24 protein-coding genes, 1 other RNA gene and 2 pseudogenes are annotated in these 26,401 nt (G+C 39.9%); 14 read left to right on the top strand and 13 right to left on the bottom strand.

Annotated features, from left to right (window positions below):
• Positions 1-6 precede the first annotated feature (6 nt).
• Positions 7-868: pseudogene (locus tag FTT76_RS12800) on the bottom strand (YbgF trimerization domain-containing protein).
• Positions 869-1,159: 291 nt separating this feature from the next.
• On the opposite strand from FTT76_RS12800, the gene ffs reads away from it, so the two are divergent.
• An RNA gene (gene ffs, locus FTT76_RS12795) (signal recognition particle sRNA small type) lies at positions 1,160-1,256 on the top strand.
• A 107-nt stretch (positions 1,257-1,363) separates the two neighbouring features.
• Here ffs and FTT76_RS12790 read toward each other — a convergent pair.
• The 4 genes from FTT76_RS12790 to FTT76_RS12775 form a co-directional block, all read right to left on the bottom strand.
• Complete coding sequence (locus FTT76_RS12790) at positions 1,364-2,008, bottom strand: regulatory protein RecX (RefSeq protein WP_180004627.1); 645 nt, start codon at positions 2,006-2,008, stop codon at positions 1,364-1,366.
• A gap of 80 nt (positions 2,009-2,088) precedes the next feature.
• Positions 2,089-3,132: a recombinase RecA gene (recA, locus tag FTT76_RS12785; protein WP_078193524.1), complete on the bottom strand. Its 1,044-nt coding sequence runs from the start codon at positions 3,130-3,132 to the stop codon at positions 2,089-2,091.
• A 146-nt stretch (positions 3,133-3,278) separates the two neighbouring features.
• The gene (locus tag FTT76_RS12780; RefSeq protein ID WP_180007773.1) at positions 3,279-3,719 is read right to left on the bottom strand and encodes an RNA-binding S4 domain-containing protein; all 441 of its coding nucleotides are present in this window, start codon (positions 3,717-3,719) and stop codon (positions 3,279-3,281) included.
• The gene (locus FTT76_RS12775) at positions 3,712-4,413 is read right to left on the bottom strand and encodes an HAD-IA family hydrolase (RefSeq protein ID WP_180007774.1); all 702 of its coding nucleotides are present in this window, start codon (positions 4,411-4,413) and stop codon (positions 3,712-3,714) included. The genes FTT76_RS12780 and FTT76_RS12775 overlap by 8 nt, the downstream gene beginning before the upstream one ends.
• Positions 4,414-4,426: 13 nt before the next feature.
• Here FTT76_RS12775 and FTT76_RS12770 point away from each other — a divergent pair, with 13 nt between their 5' ends.
• Positions 4,427-5,278: a 3'(2'),5'-bisphosphate nucleotidase CysQ gene (locus FTT76_RS12770; protein WP_180007775.1), complete on the top strand. Its 852-nt coding sequence runs from the start codon at positions 4,427-4,429 to the stop codon at positions 5,276-5,278.
• Positions 5,279-5,347: 69 nt separating this feature from the next.
• Positions 5,348-6,091, top strand: a complete 744-nt coding sequence (locus tag FTT76_RS12765; RefSeq protein ID WP_078188709.1) for a histidine phosphatase family protein — start codon at positions 5,348-5,350, stop codon at positions 6,089-6,091.
• Between the two features lie 89 nt (positions 6,092-6,180).
• Here FTT76_RS12765 and FTT76_RS12760 read toward each other — a convergent pair whose 3' ends face one another.
• Positions 6,181-6,624: a hypothetical protein gene (locus FTT76_RS12760; RefSeq protein ID WP_180007777.1), complete on the bottom strand. Its 444-nt coding sequence runs from the start codon at positions 6,622-6,624 to the stop codon at positions 6,181-6,183.
• 444 nt (positions 6,625-7,068) lie between these two features.
• Here FTT76_RS12760 and FTT76_RS12755 point away from each other — a divergent pair, with 444 nt between their 5' ends.
• Positions 7,069-9,663 (top strand): M66 family metalloprotease, encoded by a 2,595-nt coding sequence (locus tag FTT76_RS12755; protein WP_180007778.1) that lies wholly within the window; start codon positions 7,069-7,071, stop codon positions 9,661-9,663.
• Positions 9,664-9,767: 104 nt separating this feature from the next.
• Here FTT76_RS12755 and rpsT read toward each other — a convergent pair whose 3' ends face one another.
• Positions 9,768-10,034: a 30S ribosomal protein S20 gene (rpsT, locus tag FTT76_RS12750; protein WP_078188707.1), complete on the bottom strand. Its 267-nt coding sequence runs from the start codon at positions 10,032-10,034 to the stop codon at positions 9,768-9,770.
• Positions 10,035-10,249: 215 nt separating this feature from the next.
• Here rpsT and FTT76_RS12745 point away from each other — a divergent pair, with 215 nt between their 5' ends.
• The 6 genes and pseudogenes from FTT76_RS12745 to FTT76_RS12720 all read left to right on the top strand — a co-directional run.
• Positions 10,250-10,915, top strand: a complete 666-nt coding sequence (locus tag FTT76_RS12745) for an NAD(P)H-binding protein (protein ID WP_180007779.1) — start codon at positions 10,250-10,252, stop codon at positions 10,913-10,915.
• A 10-nt stretch (positions 10,916-10,925) separates the two neighbouring features.
• Positions 10,926-11,438, top strand: a complete 513-nt coding sequence (gene rraA, locus FTT76_RS12740) for a ribonuclease E activity regulator RraA (RefSeq protein ID WP_180007780.1) — start codon at positions 10,926-10,928, stop codon at positions 11,436-11,438.
• A 143-nt stretch (positions 11,439-11,581) separates the two neighbouring features.
• Positions 11,582-12,361, top strand: a complete 780-nt coding sequence (locus FTT76_RS12735; RefSeq protein WP_180007781.1) for a glutathione S-transferase N-terminal domain-containing protein — start codon at positions 11,582-11,584, stop codon at positions 12,359-12,361.
• A 226-nt stretch (positions 12,362-12,587) separates the two neighbouring features.
• Entirely contained in the window at positions 12,588-13,271 is a 684-nt protein-coding gene (locus FTT76_RS12730) for a response regulator transcription factor (RefSeq protein ID WP_078188703.1), read from the top strand.
• Between the two features lie 53 nt (positions 13,272-13,324).
• Positions 13,325-15,163 (top strand): ATP-binding protein, encoded by a 1,839-nt coding sequence (locus FTT76_RS12725; protein ID WP_257224244.1) that lies wholly within the window; start codon positions 13,325-13,327, stop codon positions 15,161-15,163.
• A 42-nt stretch (positions 15,164-15,205) separates the two neighbouring features.
• A pseudogene (locus FTT76_RS12720) lies at positions 15,206-15,640 on the top strand (nitroreductase family protein); the annotation flags it as partial.
• A 156-nt stretch (positions 15,641-15,796) separates the two neighbouring features.
• Here FTT76_RS12720 and FTT76_RS12715 read toward each other — a convergent pair.
• Entirely contained in the window at positions 15,797-17,584 is a 1,788-nt protein-coding gene (locus tag FTT76_RS12715; RefSeq protein ID WP_180007783.1) for an acyl-CoA dehydrogenase, read from the bottom strand.
• Positions 17,585-17,706: 122 nt separating this feature from the next.
• On the opposite strand from FTT76_RS12715, the gene FTT76_RS12710 reads away from it, so the two are divergent.
• Positions 17,707-18,693 (top strand): GlxA family transcriptional regulator, encoded by a 987-nt coding sequence (locus FTT76_RS12710; RefSeq protein ID WP_180007784.1) that lies wholly within the window; start codon positions 17,707-17,709, stop codon positions 18,691-18,693.
• 7 nt (positions 18,694-18,700) lie between these two features.
• On the opposite strand, the gene FTT76_RS12705 is transcribed toward FTT76_RS12710, so the two are convergent.
• The 5 genes from FTT76_RS12705 to FTT76_RS12685 form a co-directional block, all read right to left on the bottom strand.
• The gene (locus FTT76_RS12705; protein ID WP_180007785.1) at positions 18,701-19,900 is read right to left on the bottom strand and encodes an MFS transporter; all 1,200 of its coding nucleotides are present in this window, start codon (positions 19,898-19,900) and stop codon (positions 18,701-18,703) included.
• Positions 19,884-20,333, bottom strand: a complete 450-nt coding sequence (locus tag FTT76_RS12700; RefSeq protein WP_373686551.1) for a MarR family winged helix-turn-helix transcriptional regulator — start codon at positions 20,331-20,333, stop codon at positions 19,884-19,886. Before FTT76_RS12700 ends, FTT76_RS12705 begins: the two co-directional genes overlap by 17 nt.
• 188 nt (positions 20,334-20,521) lie before the next feature.
• Complete coding sequence (locus FTT76_RS12695; RefSeq protein ID WP_180007787.1) at positions 20,522-21,295, bottom strand: DUF805 domain-containing protein; 774 nt, start codon at positions 21,293-21,295, stop codon at positions 20,522-20,524.
• A 139-nt stretch (positions 21,296-21,434) separates the two neighbouring features.
• On the bottom strand, positions 21,435-21,989 hold the full coding sequence (locus FTT76_RS12690; protein ID WP_180007788.1) for a thermonuclease family protein: 555 nt from the start codon (positions 21,987-21,989) through the stop codon (positions 21,435-21,437).
• Between the two features lie 216 nt (positions 21,990-22,205).
• The gene (locus FTT76_RS12685) at positions 22,206-23,123 is read right to left on the bottom strand and encodes a LysR family transcriptional regulator (protein ID WP_180007789.1); all 918 of its coding nucleotides are present in this window, start codon (positions 23,121-23,123) and stop codon (positions 22,206-22,208) included.
• A 93-nt stretch (positions 23,124-23,216) separates the two neighbouring features.
• On the opposite strand from FTT76_RS12685, the gene FTT76_RS12680 reads away from it, so the two are divergent.
• The 3 genes from FTT76_RS12680 (at position 23,217) to FTT76_RS12670 (ending at position 26,385) form a co-directional block, all read left to right on the top strand.
• Positions 23,217-24,458 (top strand): acyl-CoA dehydrogenase family protein, encoded by a 1,242-nt coding sequence (locus tag FTT76_RS12680; RefSeq protein WP_180007790.1) that lies wholly within the window; start codon positions 23,217-23,219, stop codon positions 24,456-24,458.
• A gap of 110 nt (positions 24,459-24,568) precedes the next feature.
• Positions 24,569-25,690: a phosphotransferase family protein gene (locus tag FTT76_RS12675; protein WP_180007791.1), complete on the top strand. Its 1,122-nt coding sequence runs from the start codon at positions 24,569-24,571 to the stop codon at positions 25,688-25,690.
• Entirely contained in the window at positions 25,687-26,385 is a 699-nt protein-coding gene (locus tag FTT76_RS12670; RefSeq protein WP_078193820.1) for a histidine phosphatase family protein, read from the top strand. Before FTT76_RS12675 ends, FTT76_RS12670 begins: the two co-directional genes overlap by 4 nt.
• Positions 26,386-26,401: the final 16 nt, after the last annotated feature.

Raw genomic sequence — 26,401 nt, 5'->3', positions numbered from 1 at the left:
AAAGTCCTATTTTTTAACAAAGCCTGCTTCTTCAGATTTTGGGTACTTTTGGGTAAGCTTGGTTTTGAGCTGCGTTGCTAAACTGCTGTTTCGATCTACGTCTTTTGCAATGCTATACAGTTGATATAACGCTCTAGGTGCACGAGTCGACTCAGGGTATTGATCTACTACAATACCATAGTTCTTTTTCGCTTCTGCGTAGTTAGTCGGTTCAACAGCAAGGTTGAATTCAGCTAGCCAAAAATATGCATTGCTAATATAAACACTGTTAGGATTATTTTTAATAAAATTTTTCATCGGTGCGATGGCTTTTTTCGCACCACCTTGTTTATATGCATCTAAAGCAACGGTATAAGCTGCTTTCTCAAGCTCAAGTGAGTCACCACCTGCATTTACAGGTTGTTTTGCAGATGAGCTTAATGTTGCTTGGGTCGTAGGTTGTTTAGCTGGTGTAGGGGCTATATTAGCTGCTACTGGGTGCAGTACCTTGTTGGTTATCCTCCGCGGCCTCTGTGTCTTCACTTGGATCTACTTTTTGTTGGAGTAGTTCTAAACGTTGATCTAAATCTGCATAGCGGTTTGTAAGTTCACTTTTTAATTGTTCGATAATATTGTCTTGCTCTTCCATTTTACCGCGTAAGCTACGCAATTCATTTTCAAGCTGTTGGTTCTTCTGCATAAGCTGCCAATTCAAATTGGTTGGAATAGGGGTAGAGCCAGCACCTGTTTGAATGGCCGTATTATTTGCTGTATACACAGTACCATTATTAGCGCCACTCAAACCACGAGATTCAATTGGAATATTGGCAAATAATGCACCTGAGCAAGTCAATGTAAGGGCACACAATACATGCTGTTTAAACATCATAAAAATTCCATGTAGTTGCAAGCATGTCCGTATTGAATAGTTTTATTACAGACTGCTTTAGATAAAACGATAAGCACATTAAAAACGCCAAAGTTCTGAATTGCAATAAGCTTTTACAATCTTGTTGTGTATTAAAGTAAAAATATAGTGATGATGTTTCACGTTTTCTACATCATCGACCATCATATTGATTTATAAATAATCAAACAGTGTTTTCTACTCAGGAATTCTTGGTTTTAGGCTTGCATGTTTATCAAAAATCTCTATACTCTGTTCTTGCAATGGTAGCCCTGCCGGTTACTTCGCAATTGTACTCTACAAACCCCGCCAGGACCGGAAGGTAGCAACGGTAGTAGAAATATGATGTGCCGAAGTCTTGCTGGTAGGGTTGCCACCAGTTTCAATCATAATAAATTAAACTTCCTCTCATTTTTTTAATCCTAGATTCTTCTTTATTTTATTTTTATTAATTCTTCATTTAGATCTATATCTTTGTTATTCGGCATCAAATTCTTTACGTGCAATCACTTTAAAAATCGTATCGAGATCGAATCCTCGATATTGTAAAAAACGTATTTGTTTGGCTTTTTGTTTTGGATCACGTTCAACAGCTTTGCCAAATTTTTTGATCTTGAGCTGGTAGGCTTCGGCGACCCAATCTGTTTCTTTTAATTCATCCTGAATTAATTCACTGTCTACTTTTTTATTTTTTAAAGCGAGCTTTATACGGTTGGGACCTTTACCTTTACGCTTTTGACTCGACAACAGCATTTCTGCTACACGTTGATCGCTTTGATAGTTCTCACGTGCGAGTTCTTCCACCAAGTGTATGACTTCTTCACGACTATCCGCATACAGTGCTAATTTTTCAATTAAATCCGCTTTTGAGTATTCTTTACGTGTGAGTACTGCAAAGGCGTAGGAGCGTAAACGAGAGCCGCGCAGTCCTGGTTTTTTTTCAGCATGAACATCTTTACCATTGGCATCAAAATGCAACGCAGAGTGATCGGTCACCGAAGTATTGTCATGTGAAATGTCAGTTTGTGCAGTATGATTTGCGCAGGTAGGTTCTTCAGCTTCTGCGAACTGTTGTTTTAGTGCTTCGTAGTCGAGCAAGAGTGGAAAATGGTCTTTAGTCATGGGGTCATTTTAATACAAATTTTGAGTGCAAAACAAAACGCCCCGTAGGGCGTTTCGTCTACTATTAAAGTATGCTGTAATTAAGCATCTAAAAAGTCTGGTTCTTCTTCGTCTTTGTCTTCTACAGGTGCTGTACCCGTAGTCAGAAGTTGTTCACGAATCAGTTTTTCGATAGTTTGCACAAGTTCAGGGTGTTCTTCTAAGTGGCGAATGGTATTGTTTTTACCTTGCCCAATCTTGTCACCTTGGTATGAATACCAAGCACCTGCTTTTTGAACAATTTCTTGTTGTACTGCGAGGTCAACAAGCTCACCTAAATGGTTCACGCCTTTACCATAAAGAATTTGGAAAATCGCTTCACGGAATGGAGGAGCCATTTTGTTTTTCACAACTTTCACTTTGGTTTCTGAACCAATGATTTCGTCGCCTTCTTTCACTTGACCAATACGGCGGATATCTAAACGTACAGATGCATAGAATTTAAGTGCATTACCACCAGTTGTGGTTTCTGGGCTACCAAACATTACACCAATCTTCATACGAATTTGGTTAATGAAGATCACCATACAGTTAGAACGTTTCGCATTACCGGTAATTTTACGCAGTGCTTGGCTCATCAGACGAGCTTGTAAGCCCATGTGTGAGTCACCCATTTCGCCTTCAATTTCGGCGCGAGGGGTCAGTGCAGCGACCGAGTCGACAACGATCAGGTCAATGGCACCTGAACGTACCAGCATGTCTGCAATTTCAAGTGCTTGTTCACCATTGTCTGGCTGTGAAACAAGTAAGTTATCAATATCTACGCCAAGTTTACGTGCGTATTGAGGGTCTAATGCATGTTCAGCATCGATGAATGCACAAGTACCGCCAGCTTTCTGACATTGTGCAATAGCTTGTAATGTCATAGTCGTTTTACCAGAAGATTCAGGACCGTAGATTTCTACGATACGACCTTTAGGCAAACCACCAATACCTAGTGCGATATCTAATGTTAAAGAACCTGTAGAGACAGCTTCAACTGCCTGTACGGTGTTATCACCAAGACGCATAACGGTGTTTTTACCAAACTGCTTTTCAATTTGGCTTAAGGCCGCATTTAACGCCTTGCTTTTATTATCATCCATCTTACAACCTCAATACGATGTCACGAAACAATATACTCAAGTGGATGTATTCAGTTTAAATCTGTTCCACGAGGGTATAGTGACAGAAATCATCCTTTTGTTCTATGAAAATCACAACAGGTGCGACATGTTGTGACGCTTTTAACTTAATCATCATTATAAGACCATTGCTGGTCAAACTGTTGATCATTTTCTCTTTTAAATTTACCAATATCTCGACGATCTTTTTTACTTGGTCGATGATCTGGCCGAGCTAGATTATGCAACTTTCTTTGTGATGCGAGCAATTCCCGTTTTGCAATACTGACCTCAGTTTCATCATAAAGCAGCTGAGCGGTTGGGGCAGGCCCACGAACATCCGACAGTGCTTTCACCACCACGGTTTTTTTCTCAAGGCCTTGTGCAATGGTTAATTCCATGCCTACACGAACTTCACGAGAGACTTTAACGCGTTCGCCATTATGATGAACTTTACCGCCTTCAATAGCATTTTTGGCAATAGAGCGTGTTTTAAAAAAACGTGCAGCCCACAACCATTTGTCTATACGCATACCAACCGCATCTTCGGATAGATTTGATTTACGCATATTTTTTCTGTTCCTCGGCTTGCTCAGTCGTTTGAGCTTCTAAAATAGGGATTAAATCTGTTAATGCGGACAGCATTGGGTAATTGCAAGTCTCGCGAGGCGCTTTGGCAGATGAAGGTTGCTGAATCGAATAGAGCTGTTCAATCCCAAAAAGTTTTGCACCATTGAGCACTTTTTCTGTGTCATCAATGAAGTAACAGTTTTTTGCATAGAAGGGGTGTTTGCTTGCTAATATTTGCCAAAACTCAATAAACTCTTTGGCATGACCGAGAGTTTCTGAACTGACGATAACATCAAAATAATCACGAAGACCGGTTTCTTCGAGTTTGAATTGTAAGCCTGCAAAGTCGGCATTGGTCGCAAGCCAAATAGGATAGCCATTTTCTTTTAGATAGGTAAGCAGCTTAATGCAGCCTTCGCGTTTAGCCACTTTGGCTTTTTGTTCTATTTGCATTGCCAAAACATCAACGCCAACTTGTGACGTCCAAAAGCGAGAGGAGTACCATTTTAGGGTATGATTATGCTGTTGATAAAAACTAAATAGCGTTTGCTTGCTTTGTTCGAGTGAGCATTGATGCTGTTCAGCATAACGAATTGGCAGCAGCTCATTCCAAATGAAATCATCATAAGCAAGATCGAGTAAAGTACCGTCCATATCGAAAATGATCGTCGGCTTTTCTGAGTAATTTGGCATATAAAGGTATTCTATGTTTAAAACAACAACAGCACCGCAAGACCCACTGATTTTGCAGTTGGTTCCCATTGTGACACAAGCTTGCGAAATTTTGCGAGAAGAATATCAGCGTTATTGCTCAGGTGCAGATTTTGATGTGGAACGTAAAAGTGATGATTCACCTGTAACGCAAGCTGACTTTCGTGCAAATAGCTATATTACCCAAGCATTATCTAAAGTTTCTAGCTTGCCTTTATTGTCAGAGGAAGGTGACAAGTCTGAACGTATGCAATGGCAAAAATTTTGGCTGCTTGATCCTTTGGATGGTACCAAAGAGTTTTTACATAAAAGACCTGAATTTACCATTAATCTGAGTCTGGTTGAGGGTGCTAATACTACCTTTGCCATATTGGCGATCCCTGGGGAATACAGCGTATATATTTGTCCCTTTGAGGGACTGCCGCTGAAATATGATAGCCAGTCAACCACATGGTATGAATATGTTCAAACCTCTGTAGAGAATGTCGTACACGTTGGCTTGAGTCAAAGTGCTAAAAATAAGCCGATTTATAAGCACTATCTAGACGCTTTAGAAAAACTTAGTCCTTATCAGGCATACCATGCTGGTAGTGCATATAAGTTTTGTATGATGTTAGAAGATCGAGTGGATATTTACCCGCGTTTTCATCCTACCTGTGAATGGGATACGAGCGCTGGACAATGTTTAATCGAGCGTATTGGTGGTGGTTTGGTTGATTTTAAAGGTCGCGCTTTTTTATATAACCAGCGCAAGACTTTATTAAATGGTGGATTTATTGCATTTAAAAATGCCGAAATGAAAGAATTGGCCTTAAATGCTTTGGCAAACATGCCTGACAAAACTTGAGCTAAATCGGGTTCATGCTATAGTGTCTGCACACTCCGTTAAATCTCCTGCATATAAGAACTGTCAATTATGGCCCTAGATTTGCTCCCTCCTAGTATGCTGAAAGCAATAGACTTATTGCCGGATGAAAAGACGCCTGTAACATTGTTTACACGTCATTCCATTCGTGAAGTTGTACAAGGACAGGGTTTGGCCGGTTATGACTTACAACTTACGCATCAAGGACGTGATTTAGCCGAAGCGTGGGGCAGCTATTTGGTTGAAAATACCGATCGTGTTATTCAACACTGTATTTCTAGTCCAATTCAGCGCTGTGTGGATACGGCAGCATTGATGATTCAAGGTGCAGATAACGTCACGATTGAGCCAAATACCCACCATATCGAGATCATTGAACAAGGATTATTGGTCGAGCCGGGAAGTTTTGTGCTGGATATTAAAAAAGCAGGACCATATTTTCAAAAGCAAGGTGCCTTGGGCTTTATCAATAGTTTTGTGAATAATGCTTTGCCGGGTATGAAACAGCCCATTCATGGGGTGGTAGATGTTTTGGAGTTGATTTACAACACTCATCCAACCAATGATTATGGTCTGAGTCTAGCGGTGAGTCATGATACGATTTTGGCTGCAATTCTTGCCATTATTTCAGGTAAAAATATCGTGACACGCGAAGACTGGCCGAAAATGATGGAGGGTTTATTTGTTTGGTTTGAAGGAGATGTATTCCTTGAGTCAAAACTGAAATGGATTTGGCGTGGTGAACTAAATGAATTAAATATTCGTGAATTTCAGCAGGCTGAGCAGCAACTTTAAGAAATTTTGCTAATAATAAAAAATTTATAAAAGGCATCCATGTGCGGATGCCTTTTATATCTGTTTTCAGTATTTCATTAAATAAAAGATTAAATATTGGCTTTAATTCGTGCAGGGTATTGATTTAAATCAATACTTGAACCGTCGTCACTATAAGGCCAGCGGCTAGTATTAACTGGGAGGTGCTGTTGGTGGATTCGACTGTATTTGTCTGCAGCAATCAATGTCGCAATGTCATGATCCTTAATGCTATACGCTTGTACGATTTCAACTGGATATTGTGTGCGTTCAAAAAATTCAGCTTCTGTTTCCCCTTGATGTAGCGCAAAGATGCGTTCTACAGCAGGTAAATACACGCCATATGCTAACCATGAGTCTACGCCTTGAGAGGCTTGAATCTCAGCGGTCGATTTCATATTTGAAATGACTTTACCTAAAATGTCTTTTTCACCTTTCGATGTAAAATATTCAATATATTGATGTTCTGCTTCTGCAAATTTTTCTAATGATGGCAAAAATTGGTTAATCGACATTTTTATCCCTCTTTTCATTTGTACAGCAATGGCTGCCTAGGATGAAAATTAAAATACCATAAAAAATATATGGGATTAAGCCATTTCTTAAAATTTTTATTTACAAAGTTTCTAAAAATATCCTGACAATTTTTGTCGGGAATATACGATTGTATTTAAAGGACTACACCTTAATTTTAGTTGATAAGTGAAGTACCTGTCACAGCAATCGTGATTCAGCCAATACTAAATATTTAGATTTAATTTGAATTGTTAATAAGTGACAAAACGCGGCAATTGAATGATTAATAAAAAGAAAATAGCATTATATTTGTTGTAACTTATTGATTTATATATTTTATGTAAGTCTCTTTATTGGATTTTTTTGTGGCTAATTGGGGAATAGTAGTGAAAAGTGTGATAGATTTTTCATATAACAAATTATCAATTTGTATTGTGTCATTCATGTTAGTTGCTTGTGGTGGTGGAGGCGGTGGTGATAGTTCAAGTGGTTCTGCATCAACTGCAAATTATCCAGAACCGACCCAAGACATAGTCGATGATACCAGTATTGGCTTTTATGACTACGATGCAAATGATGCTGTTCGTGAAATACGAAATGATTTAGTCGGCAACTTTTCAGCGCAAGTTCAATTTGGTCAAAGTCATGTCGTCGATCCGAATGCGAACGAAGCCAAGAAAATGCCACGGTTAACCAGTGAAAAAGAAGCGCTGCTTATCGTGACGCCAACACTTGATATGCAAAACATCAAGCAACTCAAAGTAGAAATCTATCAAAACAACCGCTTAATTCGTACCGCGACATTGGATGATCCGACGCAAATGCCTGTTTCAGACCAGAGTGGGCAAAGAGGTCGTCCAGATGTTTGGTACAGTAAACGCGCGTGGACCACGAAACTCAATTGGGATGAAGTTAAACCCGGTCTAAGATTAAAATTTATCGATGCAAATAAAGTCAGCGGTGAATTGGCTGAAGATAAAATCGATTTTGCTGCACCAGGTGAATTGGTTTTAAATAATATCCGTGTTGGTATGTTGGCAGATAAGCCAAATTCTACCGGTCACTATATGCTGCTTGAGCCTGAAAAAGCGGGTACCGATTATTTCCAAACCATTCCTGCAGCAGAAATGACCGTTGCACAATATGATGATATGCAGTTAACACGTGCAATGGTTTCCTCAGGTGTTATTTATGACAGTAAAAGTGCCGGAGATGGTGGTGTTTATGCAGGAGACATGCGTGAAGATGTCGGTAAATCAACCTTTAGTGTCGGTATAAACCTTGCCAACTGGGGTATTACCAGTGCATCTATGGCCAATCAAAGCCAGCCACAATTAACCCAAACAGTGGTTGTCCATCATACAAAGGGGAACTATGCCAATGGTGTGCATACCCATGGCCTGAGTGGTGGTAATGGTATGCTGACACTTTATGATTCTGTAGGGAATGAATTTAGCCATGAAATTGGCCATCATTATGGTTTAGGGCATTACCCTGGTCAGGTGGGTGACAATCTATTTTGGGCTGCACACCATGCAGATAGTGGATGGGGTTATATTGCCAACCGTCATATGATGCGTGGTAATTTATCGTGGACAGCGACATGGAAGTGGGATGGTAGCAATGGGATCCCTAATTTTAAAAATATGTTCCCGTACGGTAAAGATGCAATGTCTGGCGGATATACCGATAGTAATGTATCACGATATACGCACTACACGGGTTACAGCACATTCCTGAAAATTCAACCGCACTTTGACCGTTATGTCTGGGATGAAACATCTCCTACCGGCTACAAAAAGTGGAACAAAACCACTCGTGAGATGGAAGTCGCACAACCGAAAATGCCAAATTCGACGGCTCCAGTTTGGTATAACGCAGATCAAAATTATCCACGACCACGGGTCTTTGGGCAGCCTGTCATTACAATTTTAGGTGGTTATGATCCTGTCAATCAAGTCGGTTTGTTATATCCTGCGGCACGTTCAAACTGGGGTAATGTTTATGATTTAACGGCGGCCAATACGGCCTTAGATCAAGCGGCATGTTGGTTGAATGTGCAATACACTCATAAAGTCAACAATATTGCTTTAGCACCTGCACGATTAGGTAGTAATGCCAATAAACTGCATGTCAATTTAGCTTTGGCAGATCAACCACAGAAAGTTGATTTGTATTGTAAAAAAGCAGGTGAAGAAGCCAAGTTATTAGCAACTATTGATATTCCAGTTTACAGCACAGCGATCAAGCCGGCCGTCAAAATTGGGCGTCAGCATGGTTATAGTGCTTTGCGTGCTATCGAACTTCCTCAATTAGAAAGTGCTTTGGAAGCGCAAGCTGCAAATGCTGTTGTTGCACTAAATCCAACTGAAAAAATGCTATATGAGTCATATAAAAATGACAAGTCATTGATGAATAGTGTGGCGCGTCAGCAATTAACTCGTTATGAGTCGCAACAAAACACCGCATACCGACTAAATCGATGGATGAATGTGTATGCACAAGACCTAACCAATCAAGTACCTGAGGCGCAAAGCGCACTCGAAGCATTTATGAAAAAGCTTTCAGTCACTCAAGAGGGTTTGTTCGAGCAGGCGACATTGATCAAAAATGGTAACAACTGTTTGAAGTCTGAAACCTTAACTGATGGAACATTAAATTTATACATCAGTGGCCCAAGCGGATGCACGGCGGATGATACTGAACAGTGGGTATATGATGCGATTGGTCGTGTACACAGCAAGTCAAATCCAGATCAATGCATTACAGGTAACGGTGGTTCAGCTAAAGTGACGCTAGAACGTTGTGTGTTAAACCAAACCAACCAAATTTGGACCATGGACCCTGCGACTACAACGATTCGTCAAAGTGGTCAATGTATGGATTTAAATACGGGACGTTTGCAGAATAACCGTGCGGATTTAATTCGATATAGCTGTACCAATGGTGGCAATCAACGTTGGACAAATTTGACAGCAAGCCAAAACTTATTATGGACATATTTATCAGCGACGAATATGAGGCTGATCAATAAATAATCTGTAAATAGAAAATAAGGTCATTATTGGACCTTATTTTTTTGCCTTTAAAAATCGATAGGCACAAAAAAAGCCCTAAAAAGGGCTTTTTTCATCGCAACAAATTAGTTAGCTAAAGCTTTAACTTGTGCATTTAAACGGCTCTTATGACGAGCAGCTTTGTTTTTATGGATGATGCCTTTATCAGCCATACGGTCGATTACAGGAACAGCTTTTTTGTAAGCTTCTGTAGCGACAGCGTAATCACCAGCAGCAATAGCAGCTACTGTGCGTTTAAGATAAGTACGAACCATAGAACGTAAGCTTGCGTTGTGTTGACGTGCTTTAACGTTTTGACGAGCACGTTTTTTTGCTTGAGCAGAGTTTGCCACTCGTGCACTCCTTGAAATAGATTGGTCTGGGCGGGCTGAAATTACATCTGAAAACCAACATCAGAAGAACTATCACCAGCCCGTAAACAAGTGCCATATTGTGATTAAACTAAGCGCTTAAGTCAAGTCTTGACATGCTTTGACAACATTTTAGATGCAGAAAAATTTTAAAGAAAACGTTAGATTAGTCTAAAGTTATTGAGATTGTATGAAAAATGACTAAAAGTATAGAGAATGCAATTGTCATTGGGGCAACAGGATTGGTCGGGCGGGAGCTGGTTCGTCAGCTCAGTCAAAATACAGGATGTAAGAATATTACAGCTGTGGTACGTCAACGTGACCATGAACTGAATGGACTGGCAAAAGTTCAACAATTGGTGATCAGTGACTTTCTTTCCCTGACTCAGGATGATGTGCGAGATTATAGTCATGCCTTTAGTTGTTTAGGCTCGACCATTAAAAAAGCAGGGTCTAAAGATCATTTTTATCAGATCGATTTTAGCATCAATGCGCATTTCGCTGAATTATTAGAATATACAGAAACCCATTTGATCATAGTTAGTGCTATGGGTGCAGAAGCCAATTCCGCGTTTTTTTATAATCGAGTCAAAGGTGAATTAGAATATTATTTAAAAACCTTAAAGTTAAATCAACTTTCGATATTAAAGCCTTCGCTGCTACTTGGTGAACGTCATGAATCGCGACGTTTAGAAGATGCGACACAGAAACTTTATATGCGCTTTTCGCATTTTGTACCTGACCGTTTTAAATTTAAGCCAGTGACAGCACAGCAAGTGGCTCATACTATGGTCGAGGCGGCACAAACTCAGACTGAAAAGTTCGAGATTTATGATAATTTACGCATACTAACAATTAAATGAGGGAAATACCGTGTCTACAGTTCCATTCGTCACTTGTGATTTACTTGATGATCATCTAGACAAAAAATTACAAGTGGTGATCCCATCAATGGATGGTAAATTCTTTCAAAGTTATGGTGCACGAAAAAGTTTTGGCGGCCAGGTGGTGACGGTCAAATGTTTTGAAGATAACTCACGTGTTAAAGAATTATTGGCAACCGATGGTACGGGTAAAGTATTGGTTGTGGATGGTGGTGCGTCGATGCGCTGTGCCTTGATGGGCGATATGATTGCTGAATCTGCAGTCAATAATCATTGGAATGGTGTCATTATTTACGGCTGTGTGCGTGATGTCGATGCGATTGCCGAACTTGATTTAGGTGTGCATGCTTTGGCTGCGATTCCACAAAAAAGTAACCGCAAAGGCGTGGGTGAAACAGATATTCCATTAAGTTTTGGTGGTGTAAACATTCAGTCTGGTGATTTCATCTATGCTGATAATAACGGCATCGTTGTTTCAAAAGAGCAATTGGTTGCTTTATAAGCGTGTTTGAATTTTTAGTCGTGAAATGAAAGCGTGATTCTTGCTCACGACGATATAAATGTGAAAAAGTAAATACAAACATCAGCTGAGGACTCTCGGCTGTTGTATAAAAATACGAAATAAAAAAAGAAAGGAAAAAAAGTATGTTGTTGCATCAATTAAAAGTGGCGCAAGCGTTGCTCTCAGGCGTAGCAGAGGGCGGACGTGGTACAAATGGGACGCCTTATCCGAAACAACCTGAAAAAGCCCTTAAACTGTACGAATTTGAAGGTTCTCCGTATTGCCGTCGTGTGCGTGAAGTTTTGACCACACTTAATTTGGATTATGAGGTTTATCCATGTCCCAAAGGGGCTAAAAAGTACCGTTTAAAGGTACAGAAATTAGGTGGAAAACAGCAATTCCCTTTCTTGGTGGATGACAATACTGGGGATCGTTTGTACGAATCTCAGCAAATAATTCATCATCTATTTAAACATTATGGCAAAACAGGTCAGACTCCTAAGAAATATGCCAATTATCCTAAAATTCCGTATGTTGCCTATGTTGGAACCTTAATTAATGGGGCTCAAGGCGTGTGGGTGCACCGTAAAGTCATTCATCGTGATGCTCCAAGTCAACTCTTAGAACTATGGGGTTTTGAAGCGAGTCCATATACACGCATCGTACGTAGCGCATTGTCTGAAATGGAATTGGCATATACCTTTCATAATGTGGCTAAGGAACGTTGGCAAGATCAGGGATTAGCGGTAATGCGCTTAAAACCGGGTAAATATGTACCCCTGAAAGGTGGCAAGCGTGAACAAGTGTTAAAAATCATGGGGAACAATATTCAAGTGCCATATTTGAAAGATCCTAATACTGGTGTAGAACTTTTTGAATCTGAAAAAATTGTAAAATATCTGAAGAAGCAATATTTGAGCTAATCACACTCAAGTTTAAGCTAAGTGCAGTGTATAGTCAGACTGATGGCTATACACATATTGTAATGTTAAATGGATTTAAAATTAGAAGAAAAATGCATCATAGCTGCATCAATTGAATTAGAATAAATTGTTAAAAAATAAGAAATTTACTTAATTATAGGGATATCCTAAAAGGATTAAACTCATTAATGTAAAAGACATTTCATTTTTTCGGGGGAAGTAAATCATGTCACCACAAGAAGTCATACTACCCGTACCGGTGCTCGTCGTTGAAGATGAGGAAATTATTCAATTACGTTTACGTCAAATTTTGACAGAGCTGGGTTATAAGCGGGAAGAGCTTATCTTCACCAAAAATGTTAAAGAATCTATTCAAGCCGTAGAGACCCAACCGATATCCTTAGCCTTAGTTGACTTAGGTTTGCCTGATGGTAGTGGTATCGAAATTATTGAAAAAATACGTTCCCTCGAAAGTAATACCATGATCTTGGTTGTCTCTGCATGGAGTACACAAGAAAGCTTATTTGCCGCAATTAAAGCAGGTGCAACGGGCTATGTATTAAAAGAACGTGATGATGCTGAAGTACTTTTATCTATTCGGAGTATTTTACGTGGTGGGGCGCCGATTGACCCATTTATTGCACGAGAAATCCTTAAACAAATATCCGAAGCCGAAGCGCCAAGTCCAGAACAAACAGTCGCCGATGAAGCAGACTTGAACCTCTTGACCAGTCGTGAAAAAGAAATTTTATGTTTGGTTGCTCAAGGTTTGAGTAACCGTGAGATTGCTGAACAGCTTTTTGTTTCTCGCTATACGGTAGAAAGCCATATTAAACATATTTATCGCAAATTAGCCGTAACGAAACGAACCAAAGCCGTGAGTACAGCAAGATCTATGGGTATTCTATAATGCGTAAAGGAGGATATTTTTTCTTATTTATCCTCTGTTTAGTATGGGGGAGCTTGAGTCATGCAGAGCAAGTTTTCCCTGTAAATGATCAATGTAATGTAACTGTGAATAGCATTTCACGGGTGAAGACACCATCCAATCAAGAATTACCCAGAACTGGATGGAAAACCACGCAATTACCTGACCGTTGGAAAGAAGATAAAGACTGGGAGGGTTATCAAGGTGGTGCTTGGTATAAATTAGACTGGTCTTGGTACTGTAAAAATAATGCGCGTTTGGCAGAACCCATCGCACTATATATTGATTATATCATTAATACGGGTTCAGTCTTTCTGAATGGCGACTTGCTGTGGACCAATAAAAATCTTCAAGAACCGGTCTCTAAAAGTTGGAATGTTGCACGCTATTGGATTTTACCGATAAGTGGAATCAAGCATGATCATAATGAAACCTTGATCTATGTTTATGGCTACTCGAGTCTAAATGCTGGCTTGGGTCCGGTGAAATTTAACAATGTCATGGCAACAATAGAGCAGACCGAAGAAGCCACTTGGACTCGTCGAACCATATTACAATTAAATATTTTTCTTTCTGGGGTCTTGGGTCTAATTTGCTTCATTATTTGGTTGATGCGACGTCGGGATACTAGTTTTGGCTGGTTTGCACTTTCAACTGTTTTGTGGATTCTATTTCTCAGTAATGCTCTGACCACTGAAACCTTTCCATATCCAAATTCGGTTTTTTCCACCAAAGCTAATTTGATATTTTCAATGCTGTACTTTCAGTGTTTTAGCATCTATATTTTGCGCTTTCTTGGGCGTAAATTTCCTCGCATTGAGCTGTCATTTACCATGCTGACAGCATCTCTGATTGGTGTAGTGTGTATTTGGCCATTTGAACAAAATGCGGAAATTTCGAGCCTCATTTTCTTATTATATTGCATCCTCTTTTTTATCACTTACATTTATCTTTGCTGGATTAGTTTTAAAGAAAAACGTAGAGACTACACTTTATTAGCAATGTGTATGACTGCGATCATTGTGATTGTTATTGCAGACATCACAGCCTTGGTATTCTTTCCAAAAGAAGGTTTTACACCGTTATCTCCCTTTACTTCACCGATTATTACCCTATTTATCGTGGTGATTTTGGGGGCGAGGCTCAATCGTAATATTCAGAAAATTGAAAAATATAATGATGATTTGGCATTTGAAGTTCAGAAAGTCAGTGATGAATTATGCAGTAGCCTAAACGATAAACATCAGCTTGAACTCAGTAATGTACGCCTACAAGAACGAATTAAATTATCACATGATCTACATGACGGTCTGGGCGCATCTATTGTGCGCTCGATGATCTTGGTTGATCAGTGTGAAAGTAATATTCCAAACAGACAGTTCTTGTCGATGTTGAAATTACTACGGGATGATTTAAGGCAAATTATTGATAGTGGATCATCTTTGGACAGCAAAGTGCCAGATTCACCCTTGCTATGGATTGCACCAGTTCGACATCGTTTTAGTCAGTTGATGGATGAAGTTGAAATGAATGCCAAATGGTGCATTCCTTCGCAGTGGGCGATCAAACCAACAGCAATTCAGTGCCTGACTTTAATACGAGTAATTGAAGAAAGCCTGACCAATATTGTGAAACATAGCCAAGCTAATCATGTCAATGTAACGCTGTCACAGTTCGAGAATGGCGCATTGTTATTAACCATTGAAGATGATGGCGTAGGTTTTGATGTTGAGAGTGTTTCAAATCATGGCATGAGTATCGGCATGCGAAGTATGAAAATGCGTGTAGAACGGATAGGTGGGAATTTCAAAATTCATTCTCAGCAAGGCTGCACGATTATTCATACAGAAATTAATTTAAAATCAGCTGCATAAATATCTCTAGATGAGCATAATTAAATATCAACAGACTCTACTGGTGAAAGCGAAAAATTTTGGGGCTTAGTCGCTGACAAATTAAAATCTTATGCAAAAGATGAAGAAAGTGCTGCGAAGACCACGGCGAAAATGGCAAGTTTTGCAGCAGGTTTGGGTACGGTTCTGTTCTTTGAAGATTTGGATGTGGTCAGTGCTCTACAAGCACAGTTTCCTTCTTATGCAGAAAACTTTCCAATTTGGGCAGAACACTCAACTGCCATTGCCCAATTTGCAACTTGGACTGCGTTGCATACCGAAGGTTTAGGCGCATCACTACAGCATTACAACCCAATTGTGGATGAACAAGTGCATGCTGAATGGGACATTCCTGCGCATTGGAAACTTCGTGCTCAATTGGTTTTTGGTTCAGTGGAAGGTGAAGCGAAAGAAAAAGGTTATATGGATGATGCAGCTCGTTTTAAAATCTTCCAATAATTGCAGCGTATAGCACTCAATTTTGATAAAAAAGGAACGAAAAATAAGTTCCTATTTTTATAGCAGTTTTTATTGAAATAGATAGGGTTGGACAAGATTTTCATCCGTGAAAACCTTGTCCAGATTAGCCCATTGAGGACTGAGCTAAACGGGTGGCTAGAACCAACTTTCTTGCATGTTGAGGCAAGTATCATCAAGTTCTAGCAATAACTTGGCTTGGTGCTCTATTTCAGGTAATTCCCAGCGGATAAAATATTGCGCGGCTTGTAATTTACCGGCTAAGAATTGTTGATCTTCAGCTAAATCTGAATGTTCAAATTTCACAAGAGCTTGATTAGCCATTTCAAGCCATAGCCATGAAATGATGACTTTGCCCATCATGTCTAGATACAAGGCAGAATTACCCAGTGCCTGATCGACACGACCTTGGGCGAGGACTTGTCCCAAACTTTGTGTGGTTTTCTTCACCGTGTTTAAATGCGCTGAAAAAATTGCTGCAAGCGCCTGAGTTTTTGGATGTTGAGCTTGATCAATTGTATTTTGCATACGTTGTAATAACAGCATCAAACCTTTACTGTTGTGCTGCCAAAGCTTACGACCCAACAAATCCAAAGACTGAATGCCAAATGTGCCTTCATGGATCGGATTTAAGCGGTTGTCGCGATAGTATTGTTCAAGCGGATACTCACGGGTATAGCCCGCACCACCTAAAACTTGGATGGCTAAATCATTGGCTTTTGGTCCATAGGCGGAAGGGAATGATTTGACGACAGGGATAATCAAATCTAATAACAACGCGCTGTCTTCATTGTTAGCGGCTTGATGTTCATCAATTAATCGTGCAGCAAATAGGCATAATGCGAGTGCGCCTTCCACATAGGATTTTTGTGCCAAAAGCATCCGTTTAACATCTGTATGTTGAATAATATTGACAGGTTTTGAGGTAGGATTTTTATCTGATACTAAGCGACCTTGTGGACGGTTTTTGGCATATTCGAGTGACTCTAAATAGCCACGGTATCCAATCATGGCTGCACCTAAGCCGACACCGACTCGTGCTTCATTCATCATCTTAAACATATATTTAAGACCAGCACCTGCTTCACCAATCAGATAGCCAGTACATTGATCTTTTTCACCAAAGCTCAGTACTGTCGATGTTGTACCTCGGTAGCCCATTTTATGCAATAAGCCAGCCAGTTGTACGTCATTGGCATCTGCAAGTGAACCATCGCTTAGGGTTTTAAACTTCGGAACAATAAACAGCGATATACCTTTCACGCCCTGAGGTGCATCTTGGATGCGAGCAAGGACCAAATGCACGATATTTTCAGTGATGTCTTGGTCACCCCCTGAAATAAACATCTTTTGGCCTTTGATAAGGTAAGTACCATCGGCTTGTGGTATGGCTTTTGTGGTCAAATCACCCAAAGATGAACCCACATCAGGTTCAGTCATGGCCATCGTTCCAGCAAAGCGACCACTGAACATATGCGGTACAAACCTATCTTTTTGTTCAGTCGTACCGAAAGCTTGAATTACATTTGCAGCAGCAGCGGTTAGAAATGAATAAGCCACTGACGATGGATTTGCCGACATGAAATAGGCATTTGCAGCCATGTTAATTAAAGTCGGAAGTTGCATACCGCCTGCATCATAATCATGCTGCGCACAAAGCAGGCCGGCATCTGCAAATTGTTTCCATGCCGTTTTGACTTCAGCAATGGTTTTAACCTGTTGACTATCAAAGGCTGGTTCGTTTTGATCGGCTGTTGCGTTATGGGGTGCAAAAAAGTCTTGAGCAATACCTTGTGCAGTTTCTAGGATGCTTTTGAAGGTTTCAGCATCATGCTCGGCAAAACGTGGGTAATGCGTTAAGTCTTGCGCTTTAAACACGTCAAATAGCAAAAAATTTAAATCTTTGTCATTGATTAACTGCGCCATTGATCAATCTCTAATCGGGTCGAATTTTATGCCTTAAGCCTAGCAGTTGATTTTTAGATATAGAATTGTCAATAATGACACTTAATAAGTCAAAAATGACATTTTGATAATTTGAACTTTAAATGAAGAAAATCATAATTTTAGCATTTGATGGTGCTTTGGCTTCTGCGATTACAGGGGTTGTTGATCTATTTGCAATGGCGGGGGTCAGTTGGAACCGGATTCAAAAACAAAATGTGCAGCGGCTATTTCAGGTCAAAATTGCCTCACAACATGCTCAAGCTGTGCAATGTATCAATGGCATCAAGCTTTATGCAGATTTAGCATTTTCTGAAATAACAGATGCAGATATCATCATTGTCCCAACGATAGGCGCGCCGATCTTAGATGTTTTAGCGCAAAACTCAGCACTGATCGGGTTATTAAAAACTCGGCAATTGCAGAGCGGACTGATCGCAGGAAACTGTACGGGTAATTTTTTTCTGGCAGAAGCAGGGCTTTTAGATGGTAAGCAGGCAACGACGCATTGGGGCTTTCAGCAAATGTTTCGTGAACGCTATCCTTTGGTAAGACTGAATGCAGATCAGCTCATTAGCCATGATCAAAATATTTACTGTGCTGGCGGCGGCTTAGCATGGTTTGATTTGGGGCTGCATCTAATAGAACGTTTTTATGGTTTTGAAACAGCAATCCACACGGCAAAATCATTTGTATTGGATTATCGTCGTGATAGTCAGTTGTCCTATTCATTATTGAAAATATCTAAACCGCATCAGGATGGTTTGGTGCAAAAAGTTCAAGATTGGTTAGAACAGCATTATCATGAAAATATTGTCTTAGATGAACTTGCGACGCAGTTTAATGTGACAACGAGGACATTGATTCGACATTTTAAAGCGGCTTTGGATATTCCACCGAATCAGTACTTACAATCAATACGTATTGAAGCTGCACGAAAGCGTTTAGAAGAAACGGGACATGCTTTAGATCTGATTATGCGAGAGGTTGGCTATAGTGACTCAAGCTCATTTCGACGGTTATTTCAAAAAAAAACGGGGCTGAGCCCCTTAGAATATCGTCGACGTTTCAGCCGACGATTTGATGTTTAATTATAGTTTAAGCAGTTCGAACAGTATAACGACCATGTAAAATGTAGTAGGCACCAATACATGCAAAGGCAGCAAATGCGCTATACAAGTACAATTGTGAGTAGCCAATATGGTCGAGCAATTTACCGATAAAGTACGGTCCAAAGCCTAAACCGGCATCTAAAAAGATAAAGAAAGTTGAAGTGGCAAAGCCCATACGTTCAAGCGGCGCACTTTTCACGGCAACTGTTTGGCAGACCGACTGAATATTGCCATAACCGAGTCCAAGTAAGCTGGCACAAAGTAAAAGCATCCATGAGCTCTGTGTGATGCTGAGCAATACCAATGCTACGCCCATAATCACAAAAGCAGGGTAGATCACAATATTTTCACCTTTACGGTCCATCAACGGGCCAGTAAATGGGCGAGAAATTAAAATCGCAATGGCATACATTAAAAAGAAAAATGATGCTGTTTCAACTAAATCGATTTCTTTGGCGTAGAAGTTAATGAAAGATAAAACACCTGAATAGCAGATCGAAGCAAAAAGCATAATCAAAGAAATCGGTAATGCTTTAGGTTCTACAAATTGAGCAATCCAACTTGGTTTTTTGACGGCTTCAACAGTATCAAGAGGTTTATTGATTTTGGGTAAATCGGGCACTTGAATCAGCAAGGCAACCAATAGGCAGCTCAATGCGATAATCGTAGAAACGATAAAAATCGCATGATAACCAATATGTAACATCATCCAAATGGCAAGAAATGGCCCAATAGCCGTACCTAACGTACTACTCATGCTGTAGTAGCCAATGCCTTCACCGCGACGTGTCGCTGGTAAGGTTTGGGCAATTAAGGTACCCAGCACTGTTGATGCCATACCCATCATAAAGCCATGCATAAAGCGTATGAAGAGCAACATGCCGACGCCAAACTGAATGAAGTAAAAACCAGAAAAGACTAAAAAGCCAATTAAACCAACGATCAGTGTTGTTTTACGACCAAAACGCTCTAGGAACTTACCCACCAATAAACGCCCGACCAATGTGCCGACAATGAACAAGCCTGAAACTAGACCGGCTTGAGCAGTTGTTGCACCTAATTCAGCCACCGCATAGCCCACGATCACCACAACCAAGAGATAAAAGGTTAAAACCAATTGGAAGTTAATGGCGCTGACTAAAATAAAATTTCGAGTCCAAAGTGGTGCTTTATCTTGCATGATCATCACCTAGAGTTCTTTGTTCAAGTTCTTGCATGACACGGTGTAAAATTTGAATGGAATGTTGGATATCTGGACTGGCTAATGGCGCGATCAGGCGCTGCTCAAAGGCATCTATGTCTTTTGCACATTGTTGAAATAAATTAAGACCAGTCTCGCTGAGCATCATTTTCTTTTGACGTTTATCGTCAGTTTGCACATGAGTCAAAATATCCATCTGTACAAGAATTTTGACACGCTTAGTGATGGATGGCTTGGATACATTTAAATATTCCGCCATTTCAATAGATGTACAAGCGGTTTTTTCACGGATGACAAACATGACTTGCCAAAGCGAATAGTTCAATTGATAGGGCAATAAAATTGTGTTGATTTCATCACTCATCAGACGCGCACAGCGCAGAAGTGAAGAGCGAAAACCTAATGTGGGATTCATAATAGTTAACTAGGGTAACTAAATTATTGGCAACTTTACGCCTAATTTATTTTGAATTCAAGTGAACAACTTAAAGCATAAATAATAGGTATAAAAAAACCTGCGGGCACACAGGTTTTCTTGCATAGCATTTCATTTAAAGCTTATCGTTCAATGCATATCGTTGAATTGATACCTTAAACAATACGTGTTTATTCTACAGAAGCTTCTGCAGCTGCAATTGCAGCATCTTCCGCTGAACTGTCTGCATTTTCTGAAATTTCTACACTTTCACCATCTGCATAAGCAAGTTCTTCACCTTCTGATTCAGCTTGCTCTAAATAAGCCGCAATTTGTTCATCCGTTAATTCAGGTTCACCTTCAGACATCATCGCTTGTTCTTGTAATTGCGCTTGTTCTAAATTGTTCATCATACTTTGCATATTGAACATCAATGGGATCATGACCAATAAATAAACAATCATCAGGATTAGATACAATGACCCAATAACTTTCTCTGTTTGTTCCGTTGGACGTTTTATGCCATATTTATTTTCACCTTCGGTGCCTTTTGCAGCCATCACATAAATGCTAAAGATGGTTCCGACCAGTGGGATGAGAAAAATTAAACAGAGCCAACCGCTTTTATTTAGATCATGTAAACGACGAATCGTAATGCAGATCATTGCGACAAACATTGCAATAATGGAAACGACAATCAGAGCGATCGCACTGAGTCCTAAGAATGAATTAAAAAGTGCATCAATACTACGTTCTGCTGAATTGAAAAATGCAAAAAGACCCAGCGCGACGCTGATGCCCAATAGGCAGGTATAAATCATACTAATGATAAATAACCACGCTAAATAGGACAGGCGGCCAAAACGCCCTTCAGGAGACAGTGGATGATCGGCTTTTTGAATTTGAGGCTGAATATTTTGATCTTGTTGAAACGGATTCAATTCGCTTGAAGTAAGTTCAGTCATTATTATTCCAATTTTAATTATCTAATGTATTTTCTATGCCCCAAAGGGCAGCATTATTGTATAGCGAAGTAAAAAAAGGTCAAATATTAGACATGGCTAAGTCATCAAATATTCCTTAGCCATGCTGTAATGTGGTCTGTTATTTATGTAATTTACGATACTCTTTAGGGCGCATTGGACGACTGGCTTTCCACAAACCTTTCTTTTGTTTACGTGCTTTGCTTTGTAAATTCATCATATAGTTCAAATGCTTTTGGTCACGGATGTATTCTTCGTACACCCATGCAGCCCCACGTTTTACCATCTCTTCATTCATGCATTTACGATAGCGATAAATGACCCCAACGCAGCGGCCATAACGGTCTACATCAGTGATTTTTACGCGAACAAATTTCTTGTAAACCATAGATTTGATCAGGCGTGCAGACTCTTTACCGTAGGCTTGTGTCGATTCTGGCGCATCCACATAAGCAAAGCGAAGTTTGGTTTTAGAACGTCTTAGATTCATCCGATAGCAGGTGAGGGTATCGCCATCACTAATATCAGATACACGGCAGAGGTAAGATTTTCCTTTCTTAAAAGGTTGGAAAAAATCCTTTAGGAAAATGGAGACTTTATAAAGAACATAGACTGTGATCAGGCACAGTACTGCACCTAAAGCCATGAGCCAATTCGCGGAGAGATTTGAAAGCATACACAATGATATGAACGAGGTCATATCGCATAAAAACAGGAGTTTAGATTTTATAAGAACTCATGATATATGGCTGTCGAATAAACCGACGGTCAGTTAAAAATACCTTAAATAATCAGCATTTGATCTATAAATATACAGCAAGTTTCATCACGCAAAACTCTATCTAAATACATGCAAATAGCCTAAGTAAAGTGGTGTCCCATTAAAAATAGCCTAAGCAAATATTTTAGAAATTTCGCTTCGCAAAAAAACATGCCGTGAATTTAATTCCAAATCATTATGCCAATACATCCCTAATTTAATTTTCGGCAAGTCTACAGGTACATCAAAAATATTCAGTTCGGGAGCAACCTGTAAGTGCGTCAAAATATTTTGTGGAATCGTCAATATTGCCTTAGGTTGCTGTGCCAAAATTTGTAACGCTGTAGAGTAATGCTGACAGCGTAAAAAAATCTCTCTAGAGTGTTTTTTACGATTTAAATAAATATCTTCAACTAATACACCTGCACGTCGTGAAGAAACCCCAATGTGTGGTGCAGAAAGATAAATAGACTCATCCATCTTAGGATGTTGACTACAAACCACGAATTGGTCTTCAACCAAGGTTTGAAAATTAATCTTTTCACCAAAGTTTTGCTCTAGGTCAATCGCAAAATCAATTTGCTGTGCAGCAAGGTCAGCCACAATGGTTTTGCGGTCTAATTTAATACTGGAAAATTGGATTTGAAACTGTTGCTGTTGAAAGTGTTCAACTAACTTGGGAAAAATAATCGGTTCAATTTCATCATGTACCGCAATTTTTAAGCTCTGTACCATTGAAGGAGTAAATTGTTGTTTTTGGATAGAAATACTTTGAATCGCAATAAGCGCATTTTTAATTACGGGATAAATCTGTTCAGCAAATGGAGTCGGGAGCATTTTTGCCCCAGCACGTACAAATAAGTCATCTTGTAAATGTTGTCTTAAACGTTGAAGTGCATGACTCGCTGCAGACTGAGTGATACACAAAATTTGCGCAGCTTTTGAAATGCTTTTTTGTTCATAAATTGCGATATACAGTGGATATAAATTGATATCCATACGGTGAAACACACCCATATCGATGACGGTATTTTTATGAATACTATTCATGTTCATCTATTGAATTAAATCATTTTGTTCATATTAGATTTCAGGTTATGGTGTTGTAAAGCGTAAAGAACATAATATTTAAAGGATGTTGTCATGTTTGAACTTTCAGCACGTGCACAAGATTATATTGAAAGAACAAAAAAATTTATTAAAGATGAAATTGAGCCTGTAGAAACTGAGTTTTGGGCAGAAGTTCATGAGTTGAACCAAGGTGGTGATTGGACCAAATGGCAATGGCCGGCACAGTTAGAGGTTTTAAAGGATAAAGCCAAAGCTGAGGGCTTATGGAATATGTTTTTACCTTGTCCTGAACTTGGGCAAGGCTTATCTGTACAAGAATATGCACACATCGCAGAACTTTCAGGCCGTAGCTTACTTGCACCTACGGTATTCAATTGCAATGCACCTGACAGCGGCAATATGGAAGTGATTTGGCGCTATGGCACGGAACAACAAAAGCAGCAGTGGTTAACACCATTACTAGACGGAAAAATCCGTTCGGTGTTTTGTATGACGGAACCTGCAGTTGCTTCAAGTGATGCCACCAATATGGAAGCTACGGCTGTCGTTGAAGGCGACGAAATTGTGTTGAATGGCCGTAAATGGTGGTCTTCAGGTTTAGGTGATCCAAATGCCAAAATCATTATCTTTATGGCGCATACACCTGATGAAAGCAAAGACCGTCACCATCAGCATTCAATGGTTTTAGTTCCTGTCGATACGGCGGGTGTAAAAATCGAACGTATGCTTCCAGTATTTGGTGACTACGATGCACCACATGGACATGGTGAAATTAGCTTCACAAATGTTCGTGTTCCTGTTGCAAATTTCATTGGCGGAGCAGGTCAAGGTTTTGAAATTGCACAAGGTCGTTTAGGCCCAGGCCGTATTCATCACTGTATGCGTTGTATTGGTGCTGCTGAGAAATCACTAGAACTGATGATTGACCGCGGTATGAGCCGAACTGCGTTTGGTAAAGAAATTTTAAAACTCGGTGGCAATTTAGAACGCGTAGCAGAAGCACGTGTTGCGATCGATCAAGCACGTTTACTGACCCTATATGCAGCATATAAAATGGATACTCTAGGGAATATGGCTGCATTAACCGAGATTTCGGCAATTAAAGTGGTTGCGCCAAGTGTCTTAGAAAAAGTTGTCGATATGGCGATTCAAATCCACGGCGGTGCTGGGGTTTCTAGAGATACACCGCTCACAGGTTTCTTTGCGCAAGCACGTTCACTGCGTCTAGCTGATGGCCCTGATGAAGTGCATAAAGGCATGATTGCAAAATTAGAATTGGCGAAGCGCGGTTATAGCAGCCGTCGTAAAAAATAAACAAGTTGTAGCCACATATTTGGCATGGCAACCCGGAGTTGTCCATGCTATAAAACTATAGAAAATTATATTTTTATCATCATGATAGATTCAAGTTTAGGAAGAAAAGCATGTCAGTGATCGATGTAGGCGGTTCAGTTCGTGAGGGTGAAGAACTGGATGTACGTGCTGTAGGCAATTGGTTGATTGAACATGGCGTTGAAATAGAAGGGCCTGTAGAAGTCACTCAATATTCAGGCGGTGCATCAAATTGGACTTATCGCTTAAAATACGACAATGCTGATTTAATCTTACGTCGTCCACCGAAAGGCACCAAAGCCAAGTCTGCACATGATATGGCACGTGAATATAACGTACAGAAAGCATTATCTGAATTTTATCCTGTGCTCCCTGAAATGGTGGCACTATGTCAGGACGAATCAGTGATTGGCTGTGATTTCTACGTGATGAAGCGCGTAGAAGGCATCATTCCACGTGCAAACTTACCCAAAGAAATCAATTTTGATGAAACTCAAGTTCGAGCGTTGTGTACCAACGTCATCGACAAGTTAATTGAACTGCATCAAGTGCCTTATGAAGGCACAGCTCTAGAAAAAATAGGCAAGGGCGACGGATACTGTCGTCGTCAAGTGGAAGGTTGGGACGCACGCTATGAAAAAGCCAAAACCTTAAATGTTCCTTCTTTTAAATATGTCCGTAATTGGCTCAAAGACAATATTCCTGCTGACTCTAAAACCTGTGTAATTCATAACGATTGGCGTTTTGATAACGTGATTTTAGATCCAAATGATCCTACCCAAGTGATTGGTGTATTGGATTGGGAAATGGCAACATTAGGTGATCCACTGATGGACTTAGGCTCAGCTTTGGCGTATTGGGTTGAAAGTGGCGATAACGCAATTTTTAAAGCCACACGCCGTCAGCCGACCAACTTGAAAGGCATGTTTAGCCGTAAAGAAGTCGTTGAATATTATTTGGATAAAACTGGTCTACAAACAGACAACTGGACCTTTTATGAAGTGTTCGGCATTTTCCGTTTAGCGGTAATCGCACAGCAAATTTATTACCGCTTTTACCACAAGCAAACCAATAATCCAGCATTTAAAGATTTTTGGATTGTGATTCATGCTTTACATATTCGTGCCTTAAAACTTATCGGTTTGCAAAAACTTGAAGCCAATGAAGTGGCACAAAAATATATTGAAAAAATGAAGGATATTTTAGGGAAATGACCACGATATATTTAATTCGGCACGGTCAGGCTTCTTTTGGTGCAGAAAGCTATGACAAGCTTTCTCCCAATGGTGAGCTACAGGCTAAGGTGCTGGGACAGTATTTCGACCGTATTTTAAAAGAAAGTCCTTATGTGGTTGCGGGCTCCATGCAACGTCATCAACAAACAGCCAATCTTGCATTGGCTGAATGCTTTCCAGAAGCACAAGTTGATACAGATAACGCATGGAATGAATTTAATCATCAGCAAGTTTTTGCTCAGTATGAACCTCGATTTAACCAGCCGCATTTATTAAAAGAAGATGTATCTAAGCATGAAAACCCGCGTGCTTATTTATCTAAAATTTTTGAAGGCGCTATTGAACGTTGGACAGGCGGAGAATTTCATCATGAATATGATGAATCTTGGCCACATTTTAAAAGTCGAGTCGAAACAGCGCTAGAAAAGTTATGCACTCAACTGGCTGAAACCAAACCGCGTTATGCCGTTGTGTTTAGTTCAGGTGGAGTGATCTCCGTTGCAGTCGGTAAAATTTTAGGGCTGAGTCCTGAAAAAACATTTGCACTTAATTGGGCCATTGCCAATACCAGTATGACAACACTGCGTTTGGTTGGAAATGAACCGCAATTACTCAGTTTAAATGAACACCATTTTATAAAAGCAGTTGATCCAAATTTATTAACTTGGATCTAAGATAAACAAAGGAATT

The sequence above is a fragment of the Acinetobacter sp. YH01009 genome (genome assembly GCF_013420765.1).
Lineage (GTDB): Bacteria > Pseudomonadota > Gammaproteobacteria > Pseudomonadales > Moraxellaceae > Acinetobacter > Acinetobacter amyesii.
This window is presented reverse-complemented; position numbering and strand designations above follow the sequence as displayed.